This window comes from Pseudoduganella lutea, assembly GCF_004209755.1.
Classification (GTDB): Bacteria; Pseudomonadota; Gammaproteobacteria; order Burkholderiales; family Burkholderiaceae_D; genus Rugamonas; species Rugamonas lutea.
The window spans coordinates 988970-1008746 of sequence record NZ_CP035913.1 but is presented as its reverse complement, the minus strand read 5'-3'; the positions used below and the strand labels follow the sequence as shown (position 1 = coordinate 1008746).

General features: G+C 66.1%; 20 protein-coding genes. 10 read left to right on the top strand and 10 right to left on the bottom strand.

The window, feature by feature from the left end; genetic code table 11:
- Positions 1-69 precede the first annotated feature (69 nt).
- A complete protein-coding gene (locus EWM63_RS04160) occupies positions 70-1353 on the bottom strand; it encodes a cytochrome c (protein WP_130185414.1) in 1284 nt (427 codons plus the stop codon).
- Entirely contained in the window at positions 1350-2057 is a 708-nt protein-coding gene (locus tag EWM63_RS04155; RefSeq protein WP_130185413.1) for a c-type cytochrome, read from the bottom strand. Before EWM63_RS04155 ends, EWM63_RS04160 begins: the two co-directional genes overlap by 4 nt.
- A 170-nt stretch (positions 2058-2227) precedes the next feature.
- Here EWM63_RS04155 and EWM63_RS04150 point away from each other — a divergent pair, with 170 nt between their 5' ends.
- Positions 2228-3568 carry a DUF4214 domain-containing protein gene (locus tag EWM63_RS04150; protein WP_130185412.1) on the top strand — a complete coding sequence of 447 codons (1341 nt, stop codon included), beginning with the start codon at positions 2228-2230 and terminating at the stop codon, positions 3566-3568.
- 19 nt (positions 3569-3587) lie between these two features.
- Here EWM63_RS04150 and EWM63_RS04145 read toward each other — a convergent pair whose 3' ends face one another.
- Both EWM63_RS04145 and EWM63_RS04140 read right to left on the bottom strand, forming a co-directional pair.
- A complete protein-coding gene (locus EWM63_RS04145; protein ID WP_130185411.1) occupies positions 3588-4247 on the bottom strand; it encodes a 3'-5' exonuclease in 660 nt (219 codons plus the stop codon).
- Positions 4247-4837 (bottom strand): ProQ/FINO family protein, encoded by a 591-nt coding sequence (locus tag EWM63_RS04140; protein ID WP_371861189.1) that lies wholly within the window; start codon positions 4835-4837, stop codon positions 4247-4249. Before EWM63_RS04140 ends, EWM63_RS04145 begins: the two co-directional genes overlap by 1 nt.
- A 505-nt stretch (positions 4838-5342) precedes the next feature.
- On the opposite strand from EWM63_RS04140, the gene rpoD reads away from it, so the two are divergent.
- Together rpoD and EWM63_RS04130 are read left to right on the top strand one after the other, a co-directional pair.
- Complete coding sequence (gene rpoD / locus EWM63_RS04135; RefSeq protein WP_130185410.1) at positions 5343-7811, top strand: RNA polymerase sigma factor RpoD; 2469 nt, start codon at positions 5343-5345, stop codon at positions 7809-7811.
- 262 nt (positions 7812-8073) lie between these two features.
- On the top strand, positions 8074-8388 hold the full coding sequence (locus tag EWM63_RS04130; RefSeq protein WP_130185409.1) for a hypothetical protein: 315 nt from the start codon (positions 8074-8076) through the stop codon (positions 8386-8388).
- 121 nt (positions 8389-8509) lie between these two features.
- On the opposite strand, the gene EWM63_RS04125 is transcribed toward EWM63_RS04130, so the two are convergent.
- Complete coding sequence (locus EWM63_RS04125) at positions 8510-9697, bottom strand: phospholipase effector Tle1 domain-containing protein (RefSeq protein WP_165390748.1); 1188 nt, start codon at positions 9695-9697, stop codon at positions 8510-8512.
- A 254-nt stretch (positions 9698-9951) separates the two neighbouring features.
- Between EWM63_RS04125 and EWM63_RS04120 the strand changes: the two genes are divergently transcribed.
- Entirely contained in the window at positions 9952-10653 is a 702-nt protein-coding gene (locus EWM63_RS04120) for a YjjG family noncanonical pyrimidine nucleotidase (RefSeq protein WP_130185407.1), read from the top strand.
- 26 nt (positions 10654-10679) lie between these two features.
- Entirely contained in the window at positions 10680-11282 is a 603-nt protein-coding gene (gene ybiA, locus EWM63_RS04115; protein ID WP_130185406.1) for a riboflavin biosynthesis intermediates N-glycosidase, read from the top strand.
- Here the strand turns inward: ybiA and EWM63_RS04110 are convergent.
- From EWM63_RS04110 to EWM63_RS04100, 3 genes are all read right to left on the bottom strand, one after another.
- Positions 11276-12370, bottom strand: a complete 1095-nt coding sequence (locus tag EWM63_RS04110) for an HAF repeat-containing protein (protein WP_130185405.1) — start codon at positions 12368-12370, stop codon at positions 11276-11278. The two genes, ybiA and EWM63_RS04110, sit on opposite strands and share 7 nt — an antisense overlap.
- Positions 12371-12433: 63 nt before the next feature.
- On the bottom strand, positions 12434-13381 hold the full coding sequence (locus EWM63_RS04105) for an SMP-30/gluconolactonase/LRE family protein (protein WP_130185404.1): 948 nt from the start codon (positions 13379-13381) through the stop codon (positions 12434-12436).
- A gap of 81 nt (positions 13382-13462) precedes the next feature.
- Positions 13463-13810 (bottom strand): zinc ribbon domain-containing protein YjdM, encoded by a 348-nt coding sequence (locus EWM63_RS04100; protein ID WP_130185403.1) that lies wholly within the window; start codon positions 13808-13810, stop codon positions 13463-13465.
- A gap of 56 nt (positions 13811-13866) precedes the next feature.
- Here EWM63_RS04100 and EWM63_RS04095 point away from each other — a divergent pair, with 56 nt between their 5' ends.
- Positions 13867-14553 carry a GNAT family N-acetyltransferase gene (locus tag EWM63_RS04095; protein WP_130185402.1) on the top strand — a complete coding sequence of 229 codons (687 nt, stop codon included), beginning with the start codon at positions 13867-13869 and terminating at the stop codon, positions 14551-14553.
- On the opposite strand, the gene EWM63_RS04090 is transcribed toward EWM63_RS04095, so the two are convergent.
- The gene (locus EWM63_RS04090) at positions 14537-15172 is read right to left on the bottom strand and encodes a GIN domain-containing protein (protein ID WP_130185401.1); all 636 of its coding nucleotides are present in this window, start codon (positions 15170-15172) and stop codon (positions 14537-14539) included. The two genes, EWM63_RS04095 and EWM63_RS04090, sit on opposite strands and share 17 nt — an antisense overlap.
- Positions 15173-15381: 209 nt before the next feature.
- Between EWM63_RS04090 and EWM63_RS04085 the strand changes: the two genes are divergently transcribed.
- The 3 genes from EWM63_RS04085 to EWM63_RS04075 all read left to right on the top strand — a co-directional run bounded on the left by EWM63_RS04085 (position 15382) and on the right by EWM63_RS04075 (position 17288).
- Positions 15382-15738, top strand: coding sequence for a translation initiation factor Sui1 (locus EWM63_RS04085; protein WP_130185400.1), 357 nt, complete (start codon positions 15382-15384; stop codon positions 15736-15738).
- A gap of 54 nt (positions 15739-15792) precedes the next feature.
- A complete protein-coding gene (locus tag EWM63_RS04080) occupies positions 15793-16098 on the top strand; it encodes a hypothetical protein (RefSeq protein WP_130185399.1) in 306 nt (101 codons plus the stop codon).
- Between the two features lie 167 nt (positions 16099-16265).
- Positions 16266-17288: an alpha/beta hydrolase gene (locus EWM63_RS04075; RefSeq protein WP_130185398.1), complete on the top strand. Its 1023-nt coding sequence runs from the start codon at positions 16266-16268 to the stop codon at positions 17286-17288.
- 11 nt (positions 17289-17299) lie between these two features.
- Here EWM63_RS04075 and EWM63_RS04070 read toward each other — a convergent pair whose 3' ends face one another.
- Positions 17300-18331, bottom strand: a complete 1032-nt coding sequence (locus EWM63_RS04070) for an AraC family transcriptional regulator (protein WP_229487719.1) — start codon at positions 18329-18331, stop codon at positions 17300-17302.
- A gap of 177 nt (positions 18332-18508) precedes the next feature.
- On the opposite strand from EWM63_RS04070, the gene fabF reads away from it, so the two are divergent.
- Entirely contained in the window at positions 18509-19777 is a 1269-nt protein-coding gene (gene fabF / locus EWM63_RS04065) for a beta-ketoacyl-ACP synthase II (RefSeq protein WP_130185397.1), read from the top strand.

Genomic DNA, 19777 nt, shown 5'->3' with positions numbered 1-19777 from the left:
ACTGGGGACGTACCCCTGTTTAGAGGAAATTTCCTCTAAACAGGGGTACGTCCCCAGTTTTTCTGGCGGTCAATCCAGTGGCACGGCGCGGTAGGCGTTGACGTCCACGCTGGAGACCGGCGGTGCGTTGTTGCCCCAGGCGCTGCGCAGGTACGACACTACCTGCGCCACTTCGGCATCGTCCAGCACGTGGCCGAACGGCGGCATGCCGTAGGGCCGGGGATTGCCGCGCGTGCCGGGCGGGAAGCCGCCATTGAGCACGATGCGGATCGCGTTCGTGGCATCGGGCATCGTCAGCGCGCGGTTGCCCGCCAGCGGGGGATAGTGCGGCGGCGCGCCGGCGCCGGTGGCGCCATGGCATTCGGCGCAGTGCTTGTCGTACAGCTTCGCGCCAGCCCGCAGGGACGCTGCCGCCTCCGGGGCCGTCGAACGTTCGTAGGGCTGGCCGCGACTGCCCGATGCCGGCAGGGATTTCAGGTACACGGCCATGGCGTGCACGTCCGCCTCGGACAGGTGCTGCAGGCTCTCGCGCACCACCTCGGCCATCGGCCCGAACACGGTGGCGCGCGGCGATACGCCCGTGTGCAGCAGCTGCGCGATCTCCCGCACGGGCCAGGTACCCAGGCCCGCTTCCGCATCGGCGGTCAGCGATGGCGCATACCAGCCCAGCACCGGCACGAGGCCGCCGGACAGCTCGCCGCCGCTGCCGCCCAGCACATTGCGCGCGCTGTGGCATGCGCTGCAGTGGCCAGGGCCTTCGACCAGGTAGGCGCCACGGTTCCATTCGGCCGGGCGATCCTGCCGTTCCTGGAAGACGGCGGGGCGGAAGTACAGGGCGCGCCAGAACGCCAGCGCCACCTGCGTGTCGTACGGGAAGCGCAGCTGGTGCGGCGCGCTGGCGCGGCGCACGGCGGGGATGGTGCGGAAGTAGGCGTACAGCGCATCGGCATCGTCGCGCGTGATCGCCGTGTAGTTCGTGTACGGGAAGGCCGGGTACAGCAGCCGGCCATCGCGCGCGCGGCCGTTGTGCAGCGCGTTCCAGAAATCGTCGGCCGTCCAGCCGCCGATGCCGGTGGTCACATCCTGTGTGATGTTCGGCGAAACAATCGCGCCGAACGGCGTTTGCAGCACGCGCCCGCCCGCGTACTGCTCGCCGCCGCGCACCGTGTGGCAGGCCATGCAGTCGGCCGCGCGGGCCAGGTAGGCGCCGCGCGCAACCTTCTCGCCGATGGGCAGCGCGGCAAAGGCGGCGCTGGCCGGGGGGCCGTCATCGTGGCGCGGCCACAGCAGGCCCACGCCCACCACCAGCACCATGGCTGTCGCGCCCGCGATCCAGCGCAGTCGGCGGCTCATGGCGCGCCTCCATGGTCCGGCACGCCGCCGCAACGCATCGGCAATGGCGCTGCCGGCGCCGTGGCCGGCCTTGCGGCATCGTCCACGGGCTGGCTCGCCAGCCAGGTCGACACCGCCGCCACGTCCGCCTCGGTCAGGCGGGCCGCCACGTCGGCCATGCAGTCGGGCGCCTGGGCGCGCCGTGCCCTGTTCTTCCATGCCCCGAACTGCGCGTTGATGTAGTCGCGCGGCAGCCCGACGAGGCCGGGAATCGCGGGTGCAACGCCGGTCAGGCGCTGCCCGTGGCAAGCCACGCAGGCGGGGATCCTGCGCGCCGCGTCACCCTGCAGCACGAGCATGCGGCCCCGCGCCAGCACCTGCGCGGTGGCTGCCGGCACCGGCGCCGGCACATGAGGTGGATGCTGGCTGGCGAAGAACTGCGCGATCTCGCGCAGGTAGGGCTCGGGCAGGTTGCCGACCATGTACGTCATCATGGGAAACTGGCGCCGCCCGTCGCGAAAGTTCAGCAACTGGTTGTACAGGTAGTCTTCCGGCTTGCCGGCGATGTGGGGAAAGAACGCGTCATTGCGGCCTTGCGGCTGGTGGCAGGCCAGGCACGGGGCCAGGCGCCGCGCCAGCGTGTCCGAAGGTGCCGCCGTCGGCGCGGAGAATGCGATGGACGGCGCGAGCAGCGCGATGCGCAGCAGGAATCTCGAAAGGGTCATACCGGTCCCGGACGGATGTCGACGGCCCGAGCATACCCTTGCGCACTGCCGAAGAACAGAGGAGCACGTTCGTCGGCATTGCAACATACATTCTCCAAGTTATTAATAATAATTGACAGGAAATAATTTATAAAAAATAATCGAACGTTTCAGCAGAATATTTTCAATCAATGCCAACCGTCAGCGACATTTCGAATCCCACCACTCTTTCCGGCCAGGCGCACATCGATGCACTGCTGGAGCCATATGCCGTGCGGTGGAATTACCAGACCGTCAATCCCCCGAACACGATCTATTATTCGTTCTCGCTTGCCGGGTATACGCCTCCGTCCGAGAATGAGTACGTGCCGGGAGAGCTTTCGGAAGTATCGGACATCCAGCAAGACGGTATCCGCCTCGCTGTCGAGTACGTAGCTTCGGTCACCGGGATCGAATTCCTGGAAACGGGCAGTGCCGCGGTCGCCGATATCCATTTTGCGAACGCCGACATCGGCGAGGATTTCGCCGGCTATGCCTGGTGGCAGAGCTGGTACCGGCATGAAGGCGAGACCTTGACGGGATACATGGCCGACGGTGTCGTCTACATGGATAACGCGCGTTATGAGGAATATAACGCGGTGCCGCTTCCGGGCGGCTTTGCCTATGAGCTGGTACTGCACGAGCTGGGCCATATCCTGGGCCTGAAGCACCCGTTCGACGGCGACATCCTGTTGCCGGACCATCTGGATTCCACCGACCATACACTGATGTCCTACACATCCCATGCCGGTGCCTACAGCGTGTTCAGCGAATACGACCTGGCGGCGCTGAAGTGGCTGTACGGCGGCGACGGACTGGGCGGGAACTTCGGCCTCGGCACGCCGGGGCGCTACGTCGCCGGCACGGCGGCAAACGATACGCTGGCAGGGGGAGACGGCAATGACAAGCTCGAGGGCGAAGCGGGCCACGACAAGCTCGATGGCGGCGCCGGTTTCGACATCGTCCTGTATGCGGGCGCGCGTGCGGATCACGCGATCACGCGCACGGCCCAAGGCTACACCGTGTCCGGCCCCGGCGGCACGGACACGGTGGTGAACGCCGAACGCATCGACTTCGCCGACACGATGGTCGCGCTCGATAGCGACGGCGCGGGCGGGCAGGCCTACCGGCTGTACCAGGCCGCGTTCGACCGCAAGCCGGATACGATCGGGCTCGGCTACTGGATCGACGCGATGGACAAGGGGCTGGGCCTGCGGGACGTGGCGGCGCACTTCATCGCGAGCGAAGAATTCGCATCGCTGTACGGCGGCGCGCGGCCGGACAACGCCGTGTTCGTCGACAGGCTTTACGCAAACATCCTCCATCGTGCGCCGGAGCAGGGCGGCTATGCTTACTGGACGGGCGTGCTGGCACAGGGGGCGGACCGCGCAGAAGTACTGGCAGCGTTCTCGGAAAGCGGCGAAAACCGCGAAGCGGTAGCAAAGCTGATCGGCAATGGGTTCGACTACACGGCCTGGGTGACGGAGATGTGACAGGCGCGGGGCGCCCGCTTCAGGATTCCGGCGTGGCCGCCGGCCGCCGCGGGCGCGGTGCCTTGGTCGCGGACAGCCTGTTGCCGAGCGCGAGCCAGTGGCGGTAGAGGCGCAGCGCTACCTGCGCATCGTCGGCCGCGTACAGCAACTGCTTGTCCGTCAGCCGCGGCGCGGCCCAGTTGGTGGTGGAGATCTTCTTCGATTTTTGCAGCTTGCGGCCGAAGTACTGGGCCACTGCACTCTTTGCGCCCAGGTCGTGCTTCTGGCCGGGCACGCGCAGCGCCTTCGACAGGTCGGCCACGGATGCCGCTTCGATCGCCAGCTTGGCACGCAAGCGCTTCACGTCGTCCGCCAGGCCAAAGCCCACCTTCAGCGTGTGGGTCGATTCGAGGATGGCCTTCAGCGCCGGCAGCAGGGGCGCCACGTCGGGGCCGATCGGGAACAGCCAGGCCGTGCGTTCGTCGGCGAACTGCACCAGGTGCGGTCCGTCCGAGCTCTGGCCCTTGACGAAGGTGGGTTTGGATTCGGTGTCGAAGCCGATCGCATCGTGCGCCAGCAGCGCGGCCTGGGCGGCCTGCGCTTCCTCGGCGGTGCGCACGAGACGGATGTCGGCCAGCGCGATGCCCTGGTAGGGCGGCAGTTCGGGTTCGCGCGGCAGTGCTTCGGTATGGAAGACCATCAGCCCTTGCGGGAGAACTTCGCGCTCAGCTGTTCGAGCTTTTCCTGGCGGCGGCGTGCCGCTTCGTCGGCCGCCTGCGCTTCGCGTTCGGCCTTCTTGCGCTCCGCTTCCTTGCGGAAGCGTTCGGCCAGCGTGTCCTTCGCGTGCTTGCGGTGCACGTCCGTGACTTCGGCGCCGGTCGAGCCATCGAGGTTGTAGCGGACGGTGGCTTTTTCCATTGCGCGCAGGTAGCGCTGCGAACCCGTGTGGATACCCAGCGCGGCACGCATCATCTTGCGGTCGATGCCCGGCAACTGTGCGAGGATCTGCTTGTCGATGCCGATTGCCAGCGGCAGGAAATCGCGGAATGGCGCGAACTGCTGGCCCAGCTGCTTCAGCAGGGCACGGGCGCTCGGTGCCGTGATGGCAGGTGCCGCAGGGGCTCCCGCGGGAACGGCATCGGCGCGAGCACCTTCGGCGGGATCAGTTTCGGCGGCGGCAGCATTGGTGTCGACAACATTGGTGGACTCAACGTTGGTGGACTCAACATCGGCGGAGGCGGTTTCGGCAGCGGACGTCTCGGGGGTAAGGCTGGTATTCATCGACTTCATGGATTGATCAGGAGGCGCCAGCATACCATGCGCGACACGCGCGCGCGTTGCATTTTTCTTCATCATGCCGGGGCGACCACAGGCGATCCGGGGCCTGCCGAAGATCCTCCGGTGGCCCATCGCGTGCCAGGCGATGTCAAAGCGTGTATAATGGCCGACGCACCAAAAGCAGCGCGGTGCGGATTCAGTCTGTAAGGAGTTGTCCGCGGTCCCCTGAACAGGGTTTTCCGCATGCCGGCGCCCGCGGTGCAGTTGCCGCAGCGGCGCGGAGGCCGAGCCCTCTCTTCTGTTCGCACTGAGCTTTGACACTGATTTTGCACTGAGTAATCCACGGAATTGCCATGATTGGGGTCCGCGAATCGAACCCGAAAGGTTCGTGTGGCGCGGGCTTTTTTCATTCCGGATGATCCCCATATACGTACCGGCACGGCCTTTGCGAAGGCCGGGCTGGATTGTTCAATTTTCCACCTGCGTCGTGCCCCGCCAGGCACTGAAGAGATATTTGATGACGACGAAAACGCCGAAGACCCTAACGCTGTCCACCAAGAAGCCGCGCGCCGAAGCTGCGCCGCTGACGGTGCCGAAGACCACCTTATCCTATGTGATCGACAATGCGCAAGAGGCCGCCGGTAAAGTGACCGTCGTGAAGAAAAAGACGTCCCGCCTCGCGGCGCTGGCGGCGGACGAACCGGTGCAGGCCGAAGCATCCGTGGTCGAGGCCGTTGCTGCCGACGAGCCGGCTGGTGCCGAGCCGAAGAAAACGCTGCGCAAGGCCGTGCCGGGCGCCGACGAAGCGCCGAAGGCGCCGGTGGTGCGCGTGCGCAAGGCCAAGCTGGAAGCGCCGGCACCGTCGCCGTCCGCCCCGGCTGCCGTCAGCCAGGTCACCGATGCCGCCACGCTGGCATCGATCGACACGTCCGGCTACCTGCTGCCTTCCGTGAAAGTGCCGGGCCGCCGCGGCCGCAAGCCGAGCGAGTTCACCCCCGAGAACGATGAAGTGGCGGCACTGAACGCCGTCGAACGCGCCGAGCTGAAGGCCGCGTCGAAGGCGCGCGAGCGCAAGGCCAAGGGCCTGGACCCGTTCGGCGGCGAAGCCGGCATGTCCACCGACGACCTGGAAAAGCGCCGCCAGCAGTTCAAGAACCTGATCAACATGGGCAAGGACCGCGGTTTCCTTACTTATGCCGAGATCAACGACCAGCTGCCTGAAAACATCGTCGATCCGGAAGCGATCGAAGGCATCATCGCCACGTTCAACGACATGGGCATCGCCGTGTACGAACGCGCGCCGGATGCCGAGGCGCTGCTGCTGTCCGATAACGTGCCGTCCGCCACCTCCGACGATGAAGTGGAAGCTGCCGCCGCGACCGCGCTGTCCACGGTGGACTCCGACTTCGGCCGCACCACCGACCCGGTGCGCATGTACATGCGCGAGATGGGCGCCGTGGCGCTGCTGACGCGCGAAGGCGAGATCGAGATCGCCAAGCGCATCGAGGAAGGCCTGCGCGACATGATCCAGGCCATCTCCGCCTGCCCGACGACGATCAACGAGATCGTCGAACTGGCCGCGAAGATCGAGAACGACGAGCTGAAGGTCGATGACGTGGTCGACGGCTTCGTCGATCCGGACGAGAATTCGGCGCCGGCACCGGTGCGTGCCCCGGCCCCTGCCGCGTCCAGCGACGAGGACGAGGAAGAGGAAGAAGAACTGGAAGAAGAGAGCGACGGCGACGCCAATGGCGGCGCGGCCGGCTTCTCCACCGAGCAGCTGGTGCAGCTGCGGGTCGACGCACTGGAGCGCTTCGCCGTCATCTCGTCGCAGTTCGACAAGATGCGCAAGGCCACGTACGGCTCGGCCGTCTACCAGAAAGCACAGGCCACCATTTCGGCCGAGCTGCTGGGCATCCGCTTCACGGCGAAGGTCGTGGAAAAGCTGTGCGACACGCTGCGCGGCCAGATGGAACAGGTGCGCAGCATCGAGCGCGCCGTGCTGGAACTGTGCGTGAACCGCTGCGGCATGCCGCGCGCCCACTTCATCAAGGTCTTCCCGGGCAACGAGACGAACCTGGACTGGGTCGATGGCGAAGTGGACGCGCGCCATCCGTACAGCGCGGTGCTGGGCCGTAACGTGCCGGCGATCAAGGAACTGCAGAACAAGATGATCGACCTGCAGGAACGCGTGGCGCTGCCGCTGGCCGACCTGCGCAAGATCAACAAGCAGATGGCCGCCGGCGAAAAGCGTGCCCGCCACGCCAAGCGCGAAATGACGGTAGCCAACCTGCGCCTGGTGATCTCGATCGCTAAGAAATACATCAACCGCGGCCTGCAGTTCCTCGACCTGATCCAGGAGGGCAATATCGGCCTGCTGAAGGCAGTCGACAAGTTCGAGTACCGCCGCGGCTACAAGTTCTCCACGTATGCCACGTGGTGGATCCGCCAGGCGATCACGCGTTCGATCGCCGACATGGCCCGCACCATCCGCGTGCCGGTGCACATGATCGAAACGATCAACAAGATGAACCGTATCAGCCGCCAGATCATGCAGGAAACCGGCAACGAGCCGGACATGGCGACGCTGGCCGCGAAGATGGAGATGCCGGAATCGAAGGTGCGCGAGATCATGAAGATCGCCAAGGAGCCGATTTCGATGGAAACGCCGATGGGCGAGGACGGCGATTCGCAGCTGGGCGATTTCATCGAGGACAACACCACGCTGGCACCGCTGGATGCCGCGCTGCACGCCTCGATGCGCAACGTGATCAAGGAAGTGCTCGATTCGCTGACCCCGCGCGAAGCCAAGGTGCTGCGCATGCGCTACGGCGTGGAGATGTCGAACGACCACACGCTGGAAGAAGTGGGCAAGCAGTTCGACGTGACCCGCGAGCGTATCCGCCAGATCGAAGCCAAGGCGATGAGCAAGCTGCGCCAGCCTTCGCGGTCGGACAAGCTCAAGACCTTCCTGACGCAGAACTGATCGGGTCCGGTGACCACGAAAAAGGAAGCTTCGGCTTCCTTTTTTTCGCTCTGCGAGCACGATACAAAGCGGAAATGATTAGGTGAACGGGGCCGGGCGCGGTATGCTTTGCCCACGCACCATGTCAAGTGACCGTTGTTTTCGCCGGTCCTGTTTTCCCGTCTCGCCTTCCGGTGGACCGTTCGAACGCCGCCTTACACCGTTGCTTGATTGCGTGTGCGCCTGGGTTCCCTCTGAACGAACAATTGACTGGAGAATACCCATGAATGAAGCGGATTTGTCCGACACCGAAATGGTGGTCACCGTCCTGCAGGCCTTGCAGGAAGAAATGACCGCCGACCTTGCCGACCTGGAAAGCCGTATTCGTGAAGGCACCGGCGACATCCGGGCCGAAGCGACCGATGGCGACGGCGAACAGGCCGAACTGCGCACCGCCAGGACAGCCATCCACAGCGGCCTGGCCAGTATTCGCGAAGTACTCGGCTGGATCGAGTGGATCGCTGAAACCGACCCGGAAAGCAAGGTTTCGATTGCTGCGCAGCCATTGCCGACCGAGCTGACGTTTCCCATTCACTGACGACCCGGAAGGTGCTGGCTACGCTGCGTGAACAGCCTGCAATGCCGCCGAACCAGCAAAGCCTCCCAGGGTCGACCCGGGAGGCTTTGTTCATTCCGGATGCAGGGATGGCCCAGGCGGGTCATTTGCCTGAACACGACAACGGATAAGGCTTCGATTCAATGACGCCGTGCATGCGCACCCGCGCAGTGCCGGCCGCGATGCGCGCCGCCACGGCCGGATCGCTGACCGCGCCGGGCGGTGGGCGGCGGTCCTCGCAATCGCTGAGCAGGTTCGCGGGCCGGTCGCCGATGGACCAGTGCGCGATGCCGAGCGGGTCGGCGGCGAATGAGGGTTCCGACAGCGTCGTCAGCCGCGGCGCATAGTGCGCGCCCAGCTTTGCCACCATCCATTGCAGCGATATGTTCGACAACCCTTGCGCATCCTCGTAGCCGCCGCCGATGTCGGCATGCGCGCCTGGAAACCAGACTTCACCGAGCTCCGTATGGGCAGGGGCGAGCGCAGGGCACAGCAGCAGCGGGCGGAACTTGCTGCGCTTTTCATCGAGCGACACGGCATGGAAGATGCGGCGGATCGGCGGATAGGAATCGGACTTGTAGCGGTCGCCATCGCGACGGTCCGCCAGTTCCCGGCAATTGCCAAAGGTCTTGAACGCGGAACCGGGCACCGTATCCCACACCCCGAGGAATGCGATTTCGACCGGTATCGTGACGATCGCCAGGCGGGTGCCGACCTCCTTCGCCACGACGGGTTCGGCGCCGGGCCGCCAGGCCCGCCATGCCGATTCGAAGTCCCTGTCGTTCTTGCCCTTGACGATTTCGATGATGCGGTTGTGCCGCTTCAGGCGTGCGGCGCGATCGTCCATGGCAGCGGGCGGCACTCCGGCGTAGGCAAGCAGCCCGGCCAGCGCGCGCGCCGAATGCGCGCCGCGGCTGAAGCCAAAGAGGAACACCTCGTCGCCCGGTCGGTAGGCCTGGGCGATGAAATCATAGCCGCGCAGGATTCTGGGTTCCATGCCGAAGCCCAGGCCCGACCCCAGCAGCGGCGTTTCCGCACTGCCCACGCCTTCGATGTAGAGACTGGTGGTCTGCGGATCCTTCGCGGCAACGACGGCGTCGAACAGCTTGCGCACGTTGGTACCGGAGCCGGCATCGTTGCGCGTGCCATCGAGGAACACCATGATGCGTTTTGGCTGCCCCGGTTCGCCAGCCAGCGGCTGTTCCACGGCTGGCGGCTGCGCATCCTCGCCATTCATCGACGCGCAGCCCGACAGCAGGAGCGGGAGGGCAAGCAGGAGACCATGCAGCATTGATCTGGCACCCAAGCTGGTACATAAGCTGGTACCCAGCTTGCTACCCAATGCACGTCCAGCCAGGATTTCCATGGCGGCTGCTCCTTTGAACAAGTTTGACGACGTCTGTTCAAGATAGTCCGATGCCAGGCTTTCGCAACCGTTTCAGTGACCGGCGGGCGACAGCGACGCTGGCGCGCAACAGGCGGTCACCTGTCTGCCAAAGCTCATCCGTGCTACGATGCCCGATTGTCCTGACTGTTTGCACGATCATGAAGCACACGCTGTTCCTGTTCGACCTCGACGATACGCTGCTCGACTTCAAGGCATCCGAACACCTCTCCTTCGCGCGCACCCTCGGTGCCCTCGGTTTCACCGGCCCGCTGGATGGGCTGTTCGCGCAGTACCAGGTGTTCAACACGGCGCTGTGGGGCCGGTTCGAGGCCGGTACCGTGTCCAAGGATTTCCTCAAGGTGGAACGTTTCCGCCAGACGTTCGGGGCCGGTGGCCTGGACCTCGATCCCGAGGCGGCCAGCCGCCTGTTCGTGGAATCGCTGGCCGACACCGTGGTGCTGGTCGACGGCGCCGTGCAATTGTGCGAAGCGCTGGCCGGCGTGGGCGAGGTGGGTATCGTCACCAATGGCGCCGAACAGATCCAGCAGCTGCGCATCGCCAGCTCCGGGCTGGCGCACCACATCTCCTTCGTCTGCACATCCGAAGCGTGCGGTTTCGCCAAGCCGGACGTGCGCTTTTTCGAACATGCGGGCAAGCTGGCGCGGGCTTTTGCGCGGCACGAGGCGATCATCGTGGGCGACCGGCTCGACGCCGACATCCTCGGCGCGAACCGCTATGGCATCGACAGCTGCTGGTTCAACCCGAACCGGCTCGCCAACGCTACGCAGGCGGTGCCCACGTTCGAGGTGGCCACCCTGCACGAGGTGGTGCCGGCGCTGGCCGCACGCGCCTGCGCATGAATCGAACAACCGTGGAAGGGAAATCAATGGCAGGCGTCGCACAACTCCGTTCGGTGGCGGAACTCGTCGAGCATGTCCAGTCCGGCGCGCCGGTCGACATGGTCCTGTTCTGGGGCCACAGGGCGGCGAAGGACGGGTCGGTGACGAAGAGTTGTTTCAGCCAGTGGTTCGAGGCCGCGTTCACCCTCGACGGCATCCGCTACGCCTCGGCTGAACAATACATGATGGCCGAGAAGGCCCGGCTGTTCAACGATGACGCCGTTCTGGGCCGCATTCTCGAGGCATCGGCGCCGGATGCCGTCAAGGCGCTGGGCCGCGAGATCGGCAATTTCAACGAGGAAGTCTGGCGTTCCCACCGGTGGGAGATCGTCGTGCGGGCCAATCAGGCAAAGTTCTCCCAGAACCCGGCCTTGCAGGCATTTCTCGTTCAGACCGGGGACCAGGTCCTCGTCGAAGCCAGCCCGGTCGACCGGATCTGGGGTATCGGCCTGGCTGCCGACGATGCCCGCGCGCGGCAACCCGCCGCATGGAACGGCTTGAACCTGCTCGGCTTCGCGCTGATGGAAGTGCGCTCCCGCCTGGCGCCCAGGGACGCAGAGGAAACATCCGCGCATCTGCTCCCTCAATAGATCGCCGGTTTGCCCAGCACGCCATGACGCCAGTGCACGTAACCCTTGCGCAGGCACCAGCCCAGCATCAGTACCAGCAGCGTGACGAGCATGTAATCCGACGGTTTTGCCTTGTACGCGAGGTCGACCGTCGACGGCACCGACAACGCCTGGTAGCGGTGGCCCGTGTAGTGGGCGCCGACCACCTTGCCGTCGTCGGTGATCTTGCCGGTCTCGTACAGGGCGTTGCGGTTCGGGTGGATGCGCATCCGGCCATCCTTGTACACGAAGGTCAGCGGCGCATTGTCGCGGAAGCGGATCGTGCCCACCACGTCGCCGGCCGCGTTGATGCCGGTGGCATAGCTCTGGCCCTTGGCGATCATCGCGCCGAGGTCGATCATCTTCGTGCCGTCATGCAGGAACGCGTGCCACTTGTGATCGGCCGTTTCGGAGGCACCCGCCACCATGCCGCTGTCATTGATCGCCGTGGCGGCGCTCACCCGGCCGCCCAGCGTGCCGAGGTCGCGCATGCCGTTTGATGCGGTCCACACGAAGGCGCGCCGGTAGCCATTCTCCAGCTGCGCCGCGCCCACCACCATGCCGCGGTTGTTGATGCCCGTTGCGTAGCTGCTCCGGCCGCCGAGGGTGCCGAGGTCCGTCATCTTCTCGCCGTCGTGCACGAACGCGTGGAAGTTGCCATCCTCGACGTCGGCGTAGCCGGCGATCGTACCCGCCTGGTTGATCGCGATCCCCAGGCTGCTGCCTCCGCCCAGCGTGCCCAGGTCCCGCATGCCTGCCCCGGCCTGCCAGCGGAACGCGCGCCAGCGGTTGCTGCCATCGAGCGCACCGCCCGTGACCGTGCCGGCAGTATTGATGGCGCTCGTATAGCTGTCGGTACCGCCAAGCGTGCCGAGATGGGTGACCCGGCCATCGCGGTACACGACGGCGCGGCGCTGGCCATTCTCGTTGCGGATCTCGCCGGCCACGAGGCCGGCGGAATTGATGTCGGCGGCCAGGCTGTGCTGGACGTGGCTTTCGCCAAAGCCCGCCTGGGCCATGGCGGCGCCGTGCATTACCAGCAGTGCGAACAGGAAGCTTGTCTTACGCATGCAGATCTCCTTGGAAGGTTGGATTCACTACATACAACTGCCCGCCGCGGCCGCGGCGGGCCTTCAGTAAGGCTGGCCGGTGACGTCGAGCGCGATGCGCCAGAGCGCGCGGTCGCCCGTGATGAAGAGGGTGCGGCCATCGGCGCCGCCGAAGGCTGCGTTGGTGACGTTGGCATCCACGCGGATCGTCGCCAGTTCCTTGCCCTGCGGCGAGAACACGCGCACGCGGCGCGCGCCATGCTCGGTCACGTACAGGTTGCCATGGCAGTCGAGCGTCATGCCGTCGCCGCCATCGATGCCCTTGATGAACGCGCGGCCCGCGCCGGGCACGCCGTCGACGATCGGATAAGCGCGCACTTCGCCGTCGCCGGCGTTCACGTACAGCAGGTCGCCCGCGAGCGACAGCGCGATGCCGTTGGGGTTGCGCCGCGTGCCGTCCACCAGCGTCACCTTGCCGTCGGCGCCCACGCGGTAGATGCCGGTCACGCCCTGGCCGCCGGGCGCCGCCGCCTTCTGGTAATCCGGGTCGGTGAAGTAGAGCGTGCCGTCGGCGGCGATGGCGATGTCGTTCGGGGAGTTGAACACATTGCCCTCGTACCTTTCGGCGATGGCGCTGCGGGCCTTGCCCGGCATCGCGTAGCGCGACAGCGCCTTGTACTTGTGCGTGGCGGCGACCAGGTTGCCCTGCGCATCGACCGCCAGCCCGTTGCTGCCGCTATCTTCGAGGAAGGTGCTGACGGTGCCGTCGGCGGCCAGCTTGCGGATGCGGGAGGGGAAGCCGCCCGCGTGGCCGAAATCGGAAAAGTACAGCGCATCCCTGATCCACACAGGGCCTTCGTACAGCTGCGGCCCCGTGCGGGTCGGCGCCGCGGCGGCGACCCGCTGCGCGGTCAGTTCGCCGGCCGGCGCCTTGCCGCAGGCGGCGGCAAAGGCCGGGCCGCAATGCCATGCCAGCAGCACGGCGGCCAGCGTTGCGAAAGGTTTGAACGGGGTCGATGCGGTAAATGCCATACAGTGCCTTGAGTGGATGAACCCCGGCGATTGTAGGATTGGATTATTTTTAAAGCAATTGAAATCGTTTGCGGCGACCGCTTACACCTTGCGCACGAATTCCGACTTCAGGCTCATCGCGCCGAAGCCGTCGATCTTGCAGTCGATGTCGTGATCGCTGTCCACCAGGCGGATGTTCTTCACCTTCGTGCCCTGCTTGATCACGCCACCGGAGCCCTTCGGCTTCAGGTCCTTGATAACGGTGACCGTATCGCCGTCCTGCAGCACGTTGCCCGACGCGTCGCGGTAGACGCGCGCAGCATTGGCGGTAGCGGCAGCCGCGGCGGCAGAGGGCGACCATTCATGCGCGCACTCGGGGCAGACGAGGTTGGCGCCGTCCTGGTAGGTGAATTCGGAACCGCATTGCGGGCAGGCTGGCAGGGCGCTCATCGTGGAATCTTCGCGAAAAAGCGGGCAGTATACCCCCTTCGACAAGGAGGAAGACGATGGGAAGGCTGGCCAACCCGGTCTGGGCCGCGCTGACGAGCGGCCAGCGCCACCTGGCGCGCGAACTGGGCGACATGCTGCATTACGAAGCCGACGTGGCGCCGTTCTGCGCGGTGCCGGAGGAGGGCATGCCGGTGCCCGCGGCCGACCTGGAGCGGCTGCCCGCCGACATGTACTTCGTCGGCGCGATACCCGCGGTGCCCGAAGGCTGGCACCTGACGGAGCTGTCCGCGGTCCTGCAGATGGTGTACCGGGGCGGGCCGGTGGCGCCGCCGCCGGGCGGCGAAATAACCGTGCTCGATGCGCTCGATCCGGCCATGCAGGCGCTGACGGCCGTGGCGTTCCCCGGCTACTTCCGCGCCCGCACCGGAACGATGGGCCGTTATGCCGGCATCCACGCCGATGGCCGGCTGGTGGCGCTGGCCGGCGAGCGCATGGATTTCGGCACGCTGCGCGAAGTCAGCGCCGTCTGCACGCACCCGGACCATGCGGGGCAGGGCCATGCGCGGCTGCTGGTGCGCCACGTCATGCATGGCATGCAGGCGCAGGGCGTGACACCGATGCTGCACGTGGGCGCCCGGAATGCGCGGGCCATTGCCCTGTACGAGGCGCTCGGCTTCGAGGGCAATGGCGTGCTGCGGCACGCCAGCCTGTCAGTGGTCCGGCCCCTCAGTCGCCCGCCGTGACGTTGCCGATGCCGGACACCGACTTGTTCAGCGACTTCGGCTTGCCGAAGTAGGTCAGGCTGCCCATGCCGCGCACGACGGCGTTCAGCGTCTGGCTTGCGTGCACCTTCACGTCGCCGATGCCCTCGAAGTTGACGTCGGCACGCTCGGTCTTCAGGTGCTGCGTGACCACCTCGCCCACGCCGCGCGCCTTCAGCCGCAGCCACTTCGTGCTGCCTTTCGCTTCCAGCCGCCCGGCACCCTCGAACTGCAGGTCGAGCCGCTCTTCCTTCACGTTGTCGATGACCACCTGGCCGGCACCCTCGACGACGCACTTGACCAGCGAGGGCACGGTGATCACGATCCGGTCGCCGTCCTTGAGCGACACGTTGTTCTTTTCCGCGTAGTCGATCCGCAGTTCGTCGGACTTCACGCTGGTCACCACCTTGCCGATGAATTCGGGCCGGCCGATCACCTTCACCGACTGCGCCTTGCCGGCGTGGACCTCGATGTTGATCGGGCCGTGGATGGCGATCGCGCGGAAGGCGCCGAGCTGGCGCGCATCCTCGGCGCCATGGGCCGAGGCGGCAACGAAGGCCGAGCAAAGCAGGGTGCAGAGCAGGGTCGGGACAGAACGCATGGCGGAACCTTTTATCGTGATTGTATGGTGAAGCGATTCTAGGACCGCGGCGCTGGCGCTGCCAGGAAATTGCGACGAAATGCCGGCATCCGGGGCTGGACTGCAGCCGGCGGCGCTGCAGCGATCAAGCTGCATACGGGACTGCATGCGGGGCGTCATACAATGATTTATCCTTGCAGTCACCCCTGAAATAATCTTATTATTAAAACATGAAAAGTCGTGCAAATGGTGGTCTTGTCTATTCCACCGATGGCGGGCGCGTGTGCCCTGAATGTCGCCGTCCCCAGTCCGAATGTGCCTGCAATGCCAAGGCCGTGATCCTGGGCGATGGCGTGGTGCGCGTGTCGCGCCAGGCGAAAGGCCGGGGCGGTAAAACCGTGACGCTCGTGAAAGGGCTGGCACTCGATGCGATCGCGCTGGCGTCGCTGGCGAAGCAATTGCGCACGGCCTGCGGTTCGGGCGGCACCGTGAAGGATGGCGTGATCGAGGTGCAGGGCGATCACTGCGAGCGGGCCATGGAATTCCTGCGGGCCCAGGGCCACGACCCGAAACGCGCTGGTGGCTAGGCCCGTGCGCATGAAAGCCAGCGTGGGAATCGGCCTGGCATCCGTAACGCCGGCATGCTGACCGATAAAACCATGTTCCTGGCACTCGGCGCCGTGCTGGTGATTGCCGTGCTGGCAATGGACGCCGCGTTGACGCGGCGGCGCAAGCGCCGCAATTTCCACAGTCTCTGTGCGTTGTGCGGCACCGGGCTGACCGGGCGTCATGTCGAGGAAGTGAAGATTGGTGGTGGCGAGATCGGCGTCCAGGGGCGGGTATGTGGACGCTGCGCCCGCCGCGAGCGGCTGATCGTCCGGGCGGTGGCGGGCATGCTGGTGTGCGCATTTGTCACGGCCATGGTCGCCATCTGGCCAGGCGGATGAGGTTTTTTCCCAGGCCGCTGCCGGGAAACAGTCGATGACGACGATATTCGTCACCAGGGAAATTCGTCACCATGGAGACGCCACGCTGTTTGCCGCCATGCCGGCAAACAGCGTGGCCCTGCCGCGCACTTTTCATTGCGCGAAAACCTGAAGGGCACGTGACGACGATGAGGAAACTTGACCGCCTGTTATGGATTGCCCCGCTGCTGACGGCAATCGTGGCACACGCCCAGCCGATCCGGACGCCTGTCGAGGCACCGGGCCCCGGCGGCCCCTTGAAAGGCGAGATGCTGTCGCCAGGCCCGCTGATTGGTCAACCTGTCGGTCCACCTGCTGGTACACCCATCGGTCCCGTCGCGCTCATCATCCCCGGCTCCGGGCCGACGGATCGCGATGGCAACAACCCGCTGGGCATCCGGGCATCGACCTATCGGCTGCTTGCGCAGGACCTGGCGGGGCGCGGCATAACGACCGTGCGCATCGACAAGCGCGGGATGTTCGCGAGCGCCGCTGCAACGCCGGACGCCAACGCGGTGACGATTGCCGACTACGCGAGCGACACGGGAGCCTGGATCGCGGCGCTGCGCCAGCGCACGGGAGCCGCCTGCGTCTGGCTCATCGGCCACAGTGAAGGGGGCCTGGTCGCCATGGCGGCGGCGAAGAGCCAAGCCGGCGTCTGCGGCCTCGTCCTCGTGTCGGCCGCCGGGCGCCCCCTTGGTGAAGTGCTGCGCGAACAGCTGAAGGCGAATCCGGCGAACGCCCCGCTGCTTGCACAGGCCATGCCGGCAATCGACGCGCTGGAGCAGGGGAGAAACGTGGAAACCGCCGCCCTGCACCCAGCGCTGCTGAATCTGTTCGGGCCGCAAATCCAGGGATTCCTGATCAGCGCCTTTTCGTACGATCCACGCCGCCTGCTGGCGGGCTACCGGCAGCCGGTCCTTGTCGTCCAGGGCACGCGGGACATCCAGGTCGGCGAAGCGGATGCGCGCCTGCTGAAGCAGGCGTCCCCGCACGCCGAACTGGTGCTGCTGCCCGACGTCAACCATGTCCTCAAGCGTGTGGCATCGGAAGACCTGCGTGCCAATCATGCCGCCTATGCCGATCCGGACCTGCCGCTTGCTCCCGGCGTGGGCAGTGCGGTGGCAGGCTTCATCGAGCGCCATGCGGCAGCGGCCGAACCATCGAGGTAGCGCCTTCGCCGTCATTCACCCTGGCGGGTGCCCTTGCGGTAGTCGGACGGGCTGCTGCCGGTCCACTGCCTGAACGCGCGGCAAAACCCGGTGGCGTCCGAAAAGCCCAGTTCGAACGCCAGCGCGGCCACGCCCGTGTTCGAACTGGCCAGCCGGTGGACGGCGATGTCCCGCCGCAGCCCGTCCTTCACCGCCTGGAAATGCGTTCCTTCTTCCGCCAGGCGGCGGTTGAGGGTGCGCACGGAAAGATGCAATGCCTGGGCGAGTGCCTGTATCGTCATCGGCTGTGCGAGGTTCTGCTCGAGCTGCTCGCGCGTCCTGGCGGCGATGGAGCCGCGATGCAGCGTGGTGAAGGTCCAGTCTTCCGGCGCGCGCTTCAGGAATGCCCACAGCTCGTGCTTCTCGCGCTTGAAGGGCGCCGCGCAATCCTGGTAAGCAAGATGGATGCTCGTGGTGCCCGCATCGAAGCACACTTCGCCGGGATACAGGAAAGCATAATCGTCCACGTGCCGCGGCCTGGCGAAGCTGAAGTCGACCCGCTGCAGGCTGGCTTCCCTGCCGAGCAGCCACGAGACGATGCCGTGGGCAAGTTTCATCATCAACTCATGCCCGAGCGGCGCGACCGGCGTGCCGGGCACCCTTTCCACGAGGGCCAGCCGCACCACGCTGTTCCGGGTGGAGAGGTGCAGCCGGTAATCGTCGAGCAGCAGGTTCCAGAAGCGGACAAAACGATTCAGTGCGACCAGCACCGTCGGCGCATCCAGCAAGCTGAGCATCAGGTATTTCAGCGTGCCGGTGCGGATCGGCCGCGACCACAGCCCCAGCATCTCATCGTCGAGCGTTGCCGCGACCGCCCGGTACAGCGCGGCATATTGCTCGCGTGTCAGCCGTGCGTCGGGCTGGTGGAGCAGGGACTGCGGAATGGCGGCGCTTGCGAGTACCCGGGCCACCGCTTCGTCGCCGTGCCCCGCACGCACGCGCTGCAGCATCCCGTGCAGGAAGTGGGCCGAAAGGGTAAGCGCGCCTTGCCTGGATGGTTTCATGGTGCCGGCCATTATGGCGCATTTTGCATATTCGTTGGCGCGATGTGCCAACCATTCGCTGGCCATCTTCCTATACTGAAGCCTGTCTTCATGGGCGTGGATAGCTGAAGCCGCCGTGGGGTGGCGTATTTTGTCAATCAGTGACCGCATTTCTTGATTGGTCGAACAGGAGCGTGAATGGGTACCAGAAGAATCGTCGTGACCGGCATGGGGATCGTGTCGCCGCTGGGCTGTGGCGTGGAAGCCGTCTGGCGCCGGCTGCTGGAAGGCAGTTCGGGCCTGGTCGTGCTGCCCGATGACGTCACGGAAGGCATTGCCGCCAGGGTGGCGGGCGTGGTGCCGGGCCTGGCGCCCGAGCGCCCCTGGGGCTTCGATGCCGCCCTCGCCGTGGAGCCGAAGGACCACAAGAAAATGGACCGGTTCAGCCTGTTCGCCGTGGCCGCGGCGCAGCAGGCCCTGGCCCAGGCCGGCTGGCAGCCCGGCAGCGACGAGGCGCGCGACAGGACGGCGACCATTGTCGGCTCGGGCGTGGGCGGCTTCGGCGCCATCGTGGAGGCCGTGAGAACCACCGATGGCCGCGGGCCACGGCGGCTTTCGCCATTCACCGTCCCCAATTTCCTGGCCAATATGGCCGCCGGCCATATCTCGATCCGCCACGGTTTTCGTGGCCCGCTCGGCGCGCCCGTCACGGCCTGCGCGGCCAGCGCCCAGGCCATTGGCGACGCCGCGCGCCTGATCCGTGCCGGCGAAGCCGATGTCGCCGTGTGCGGCGGCGCCGAGGCCTGCATCGATCGCGTCAGCCTCGGCGCGTTCGCCGCCGCCAGGGCGATGTCGACCGGCTTCAACGACGATCCGGCCCGCGCATCGCGACCGTTCGATGTCGATCGGGACGGGTTTGTCATGGGGGAGGGCGCCGGCATGCTGGTCATCGAGGAACTGGATCACGCCTTGCGCCGCGGCGCCACGCCGATCGCGGAACTGCTGGGGTACGGCACGAGCGCCGACGCGTATCACATGACGTCGCCGCCGGAGGACGGCGCGGGCGGCCGGCGCGCGATGGAACTGGCAATCCGCCAGGCCAACGTGGCACCCGGACAGATCGGCCACCTGAATGCGCATGCGACGTCCACGCCGGTCGGCGACGCCAGCGAGCTGGCCGCCATTCGTGCGATCTTCGGCACGGATCGCGGCCCCGCCATTTCGGCCACCAAGTCGGCGACCGGGCACCTGCTCGGGGCGGCGGGCGGCGTGGAAGCCATCTTCACGGTGCTTGCCCTGCGCGACCAGCTGGCGCCGCCCACGCTGAACCTCGCGCGCCCCGACCCGGCGGCGCAGGGCCTCGACATCGTCGGCGGCACGGCCCGCGCGCTGTCGACGCAATACGCCATCTCCAATGGCTTCGGCTTCGGCGGCGTCAATGCCAGCCTGGTGTTCGGCCGGCCCTGA

Bases quoted from the DNA above. Each gene is read 5' to 3' on its own strand.
- EWM63_RS04160 (WP_130185414.1), bottom strand. From the start codon at position 1,353: ATGAGCCGCCGACTGCGCTGGATCGCGGGCGCGACAGCCATGGTGCTG.
- EWM63_RS04155 (WP_130185413.1), bottom strand. From the start codon at position 2,057: ATGACCCTTTCGAGATTCCTGCTGCGCATCGCGCTGCTCGCGCCGTCC.
- EWM63_RS04150 (WP_130185412.1), top strand. From the start codon at position 2,228: ATGCCAACCGTCAGCGACATTTCGAATCCCACCACTCTTTCCGGCCAG.
- EWM63_RS04145 (WP_130185411.1), bottom strand. From the start codon at position 4,247: ATGGTCTTCCATACCGAAGCACTGCCGCGCGAACCCGAACTGCCGCCC.
- EWM63_RS04140 (WP_371861189.1), bottom strand. From the start codon at position 4,837: ATGAAGTCGATGAATACCAGCCTTACCCCCGAGACGTCCGCTGCCGAA.
- rpoD (WP_130185410.1), top strand. From the start codon at position 5,343: ATGACGACGAAAACGCCGAAGACCCTAACGCTGTCCACCAAGAAGCCG.
- EWM63_RS04130 (WP_130185409.1), top strand. From the start codon at position 8,074: ATGAATGAAGCGGATTTGTCCGACACCGAAATGGTGGTCACCGTCCTG.
- EWM63_RS04125 (WP_165390748.1), bottom strand. From the start codon at position 9,697: ATGCTGCATGGTCTCCTGCTTGCCCTCCCGCTCCTGCTGTCGGGCTGC.
- EWM63_RS04120 (WP_130185407.1), top strand. From the start codon at position 9,952: ATGAAGCACACGCTGTTCCTGTTCGACCTCGACGATACGCTGCTCGAC.
- ybiA (WP_130185406.1), top strand. From the start codon at position 10,680: ATGGCAGGCGTCGCACAACTCCGTTCGGTGGCGGAACTCGTCGAGCAT.
- EWM63_RS04110 (WP_130185405.1), bottom strand. From the start codon at position 12,370: ATGCGTAAGACAAGCTTCCTGTTCGCACTGCTGGTAATGCACGGCGCC.
- EWM63_RS04105 (WP_130185404.1), bottom strand. From the start codon at position 13,381: ATGGCATTTACCGCATCGACCCCGTTCAAACCTTTCGCAACGCTGGCC.
- EWM63_RS04100 (WP_130185403.1), bottom strand. From the start codon at position 13,810: ATGAGCGCCCTGCCAGCCTGCCCGCAATGCGGTTCCGAATTCACCTAC.
- EWM63_RS04095 (WP_130185402.1), top strand. From the start codon at position 13,867: ATGGGAAGGCTGGCCAACCCGGTCTGGGCCGCGCTGACGAGCGGCCAG.
- EWM63_RS04090 (WP_130185401.1), bottom strand. From the start codon at position 15,172: ATGCGTTCTGTCCCGACCCTGCTCTGCACCCTGCTTTGCTCGGCCTTC.
- EWM63_RS04085 (WP_130185400.1), top strand. From the start codon at position 15,382: ATGAAAAGTCGTGCAAATGGTGGTCTTGTCTATTCCACCGATGGCGGG.
- EWM63_RS04080 (WP_130185399.1), top strand. From the start codon at position 15,793: ATGCTGACCGATAAAACCATGTTCCTGGCACTCGGCGCCGTGCTGGTG.
- EWM63_RS04075 (WP_130185398.1), top strand. From the start codon at position 16,266: ATGAGGAAACTTGACCGCCTGTTATGGATTGCCCCGCTGCTGACGGCA.
- EWM63_RS04070 (WP_229487719.1), bottom strand. From the start codon at position 18,331: ATGAAACCATCCAGGCAAGGCGCGCTTACCCTTTCGGCCCACTTCCTG.
- fabF (WP_130185397.1), top strand. From the start codon at position 18,509: ATGGGTACCAGAAGAATCGTCGTGACCGGCATGGGGATCGTGTCGCCG.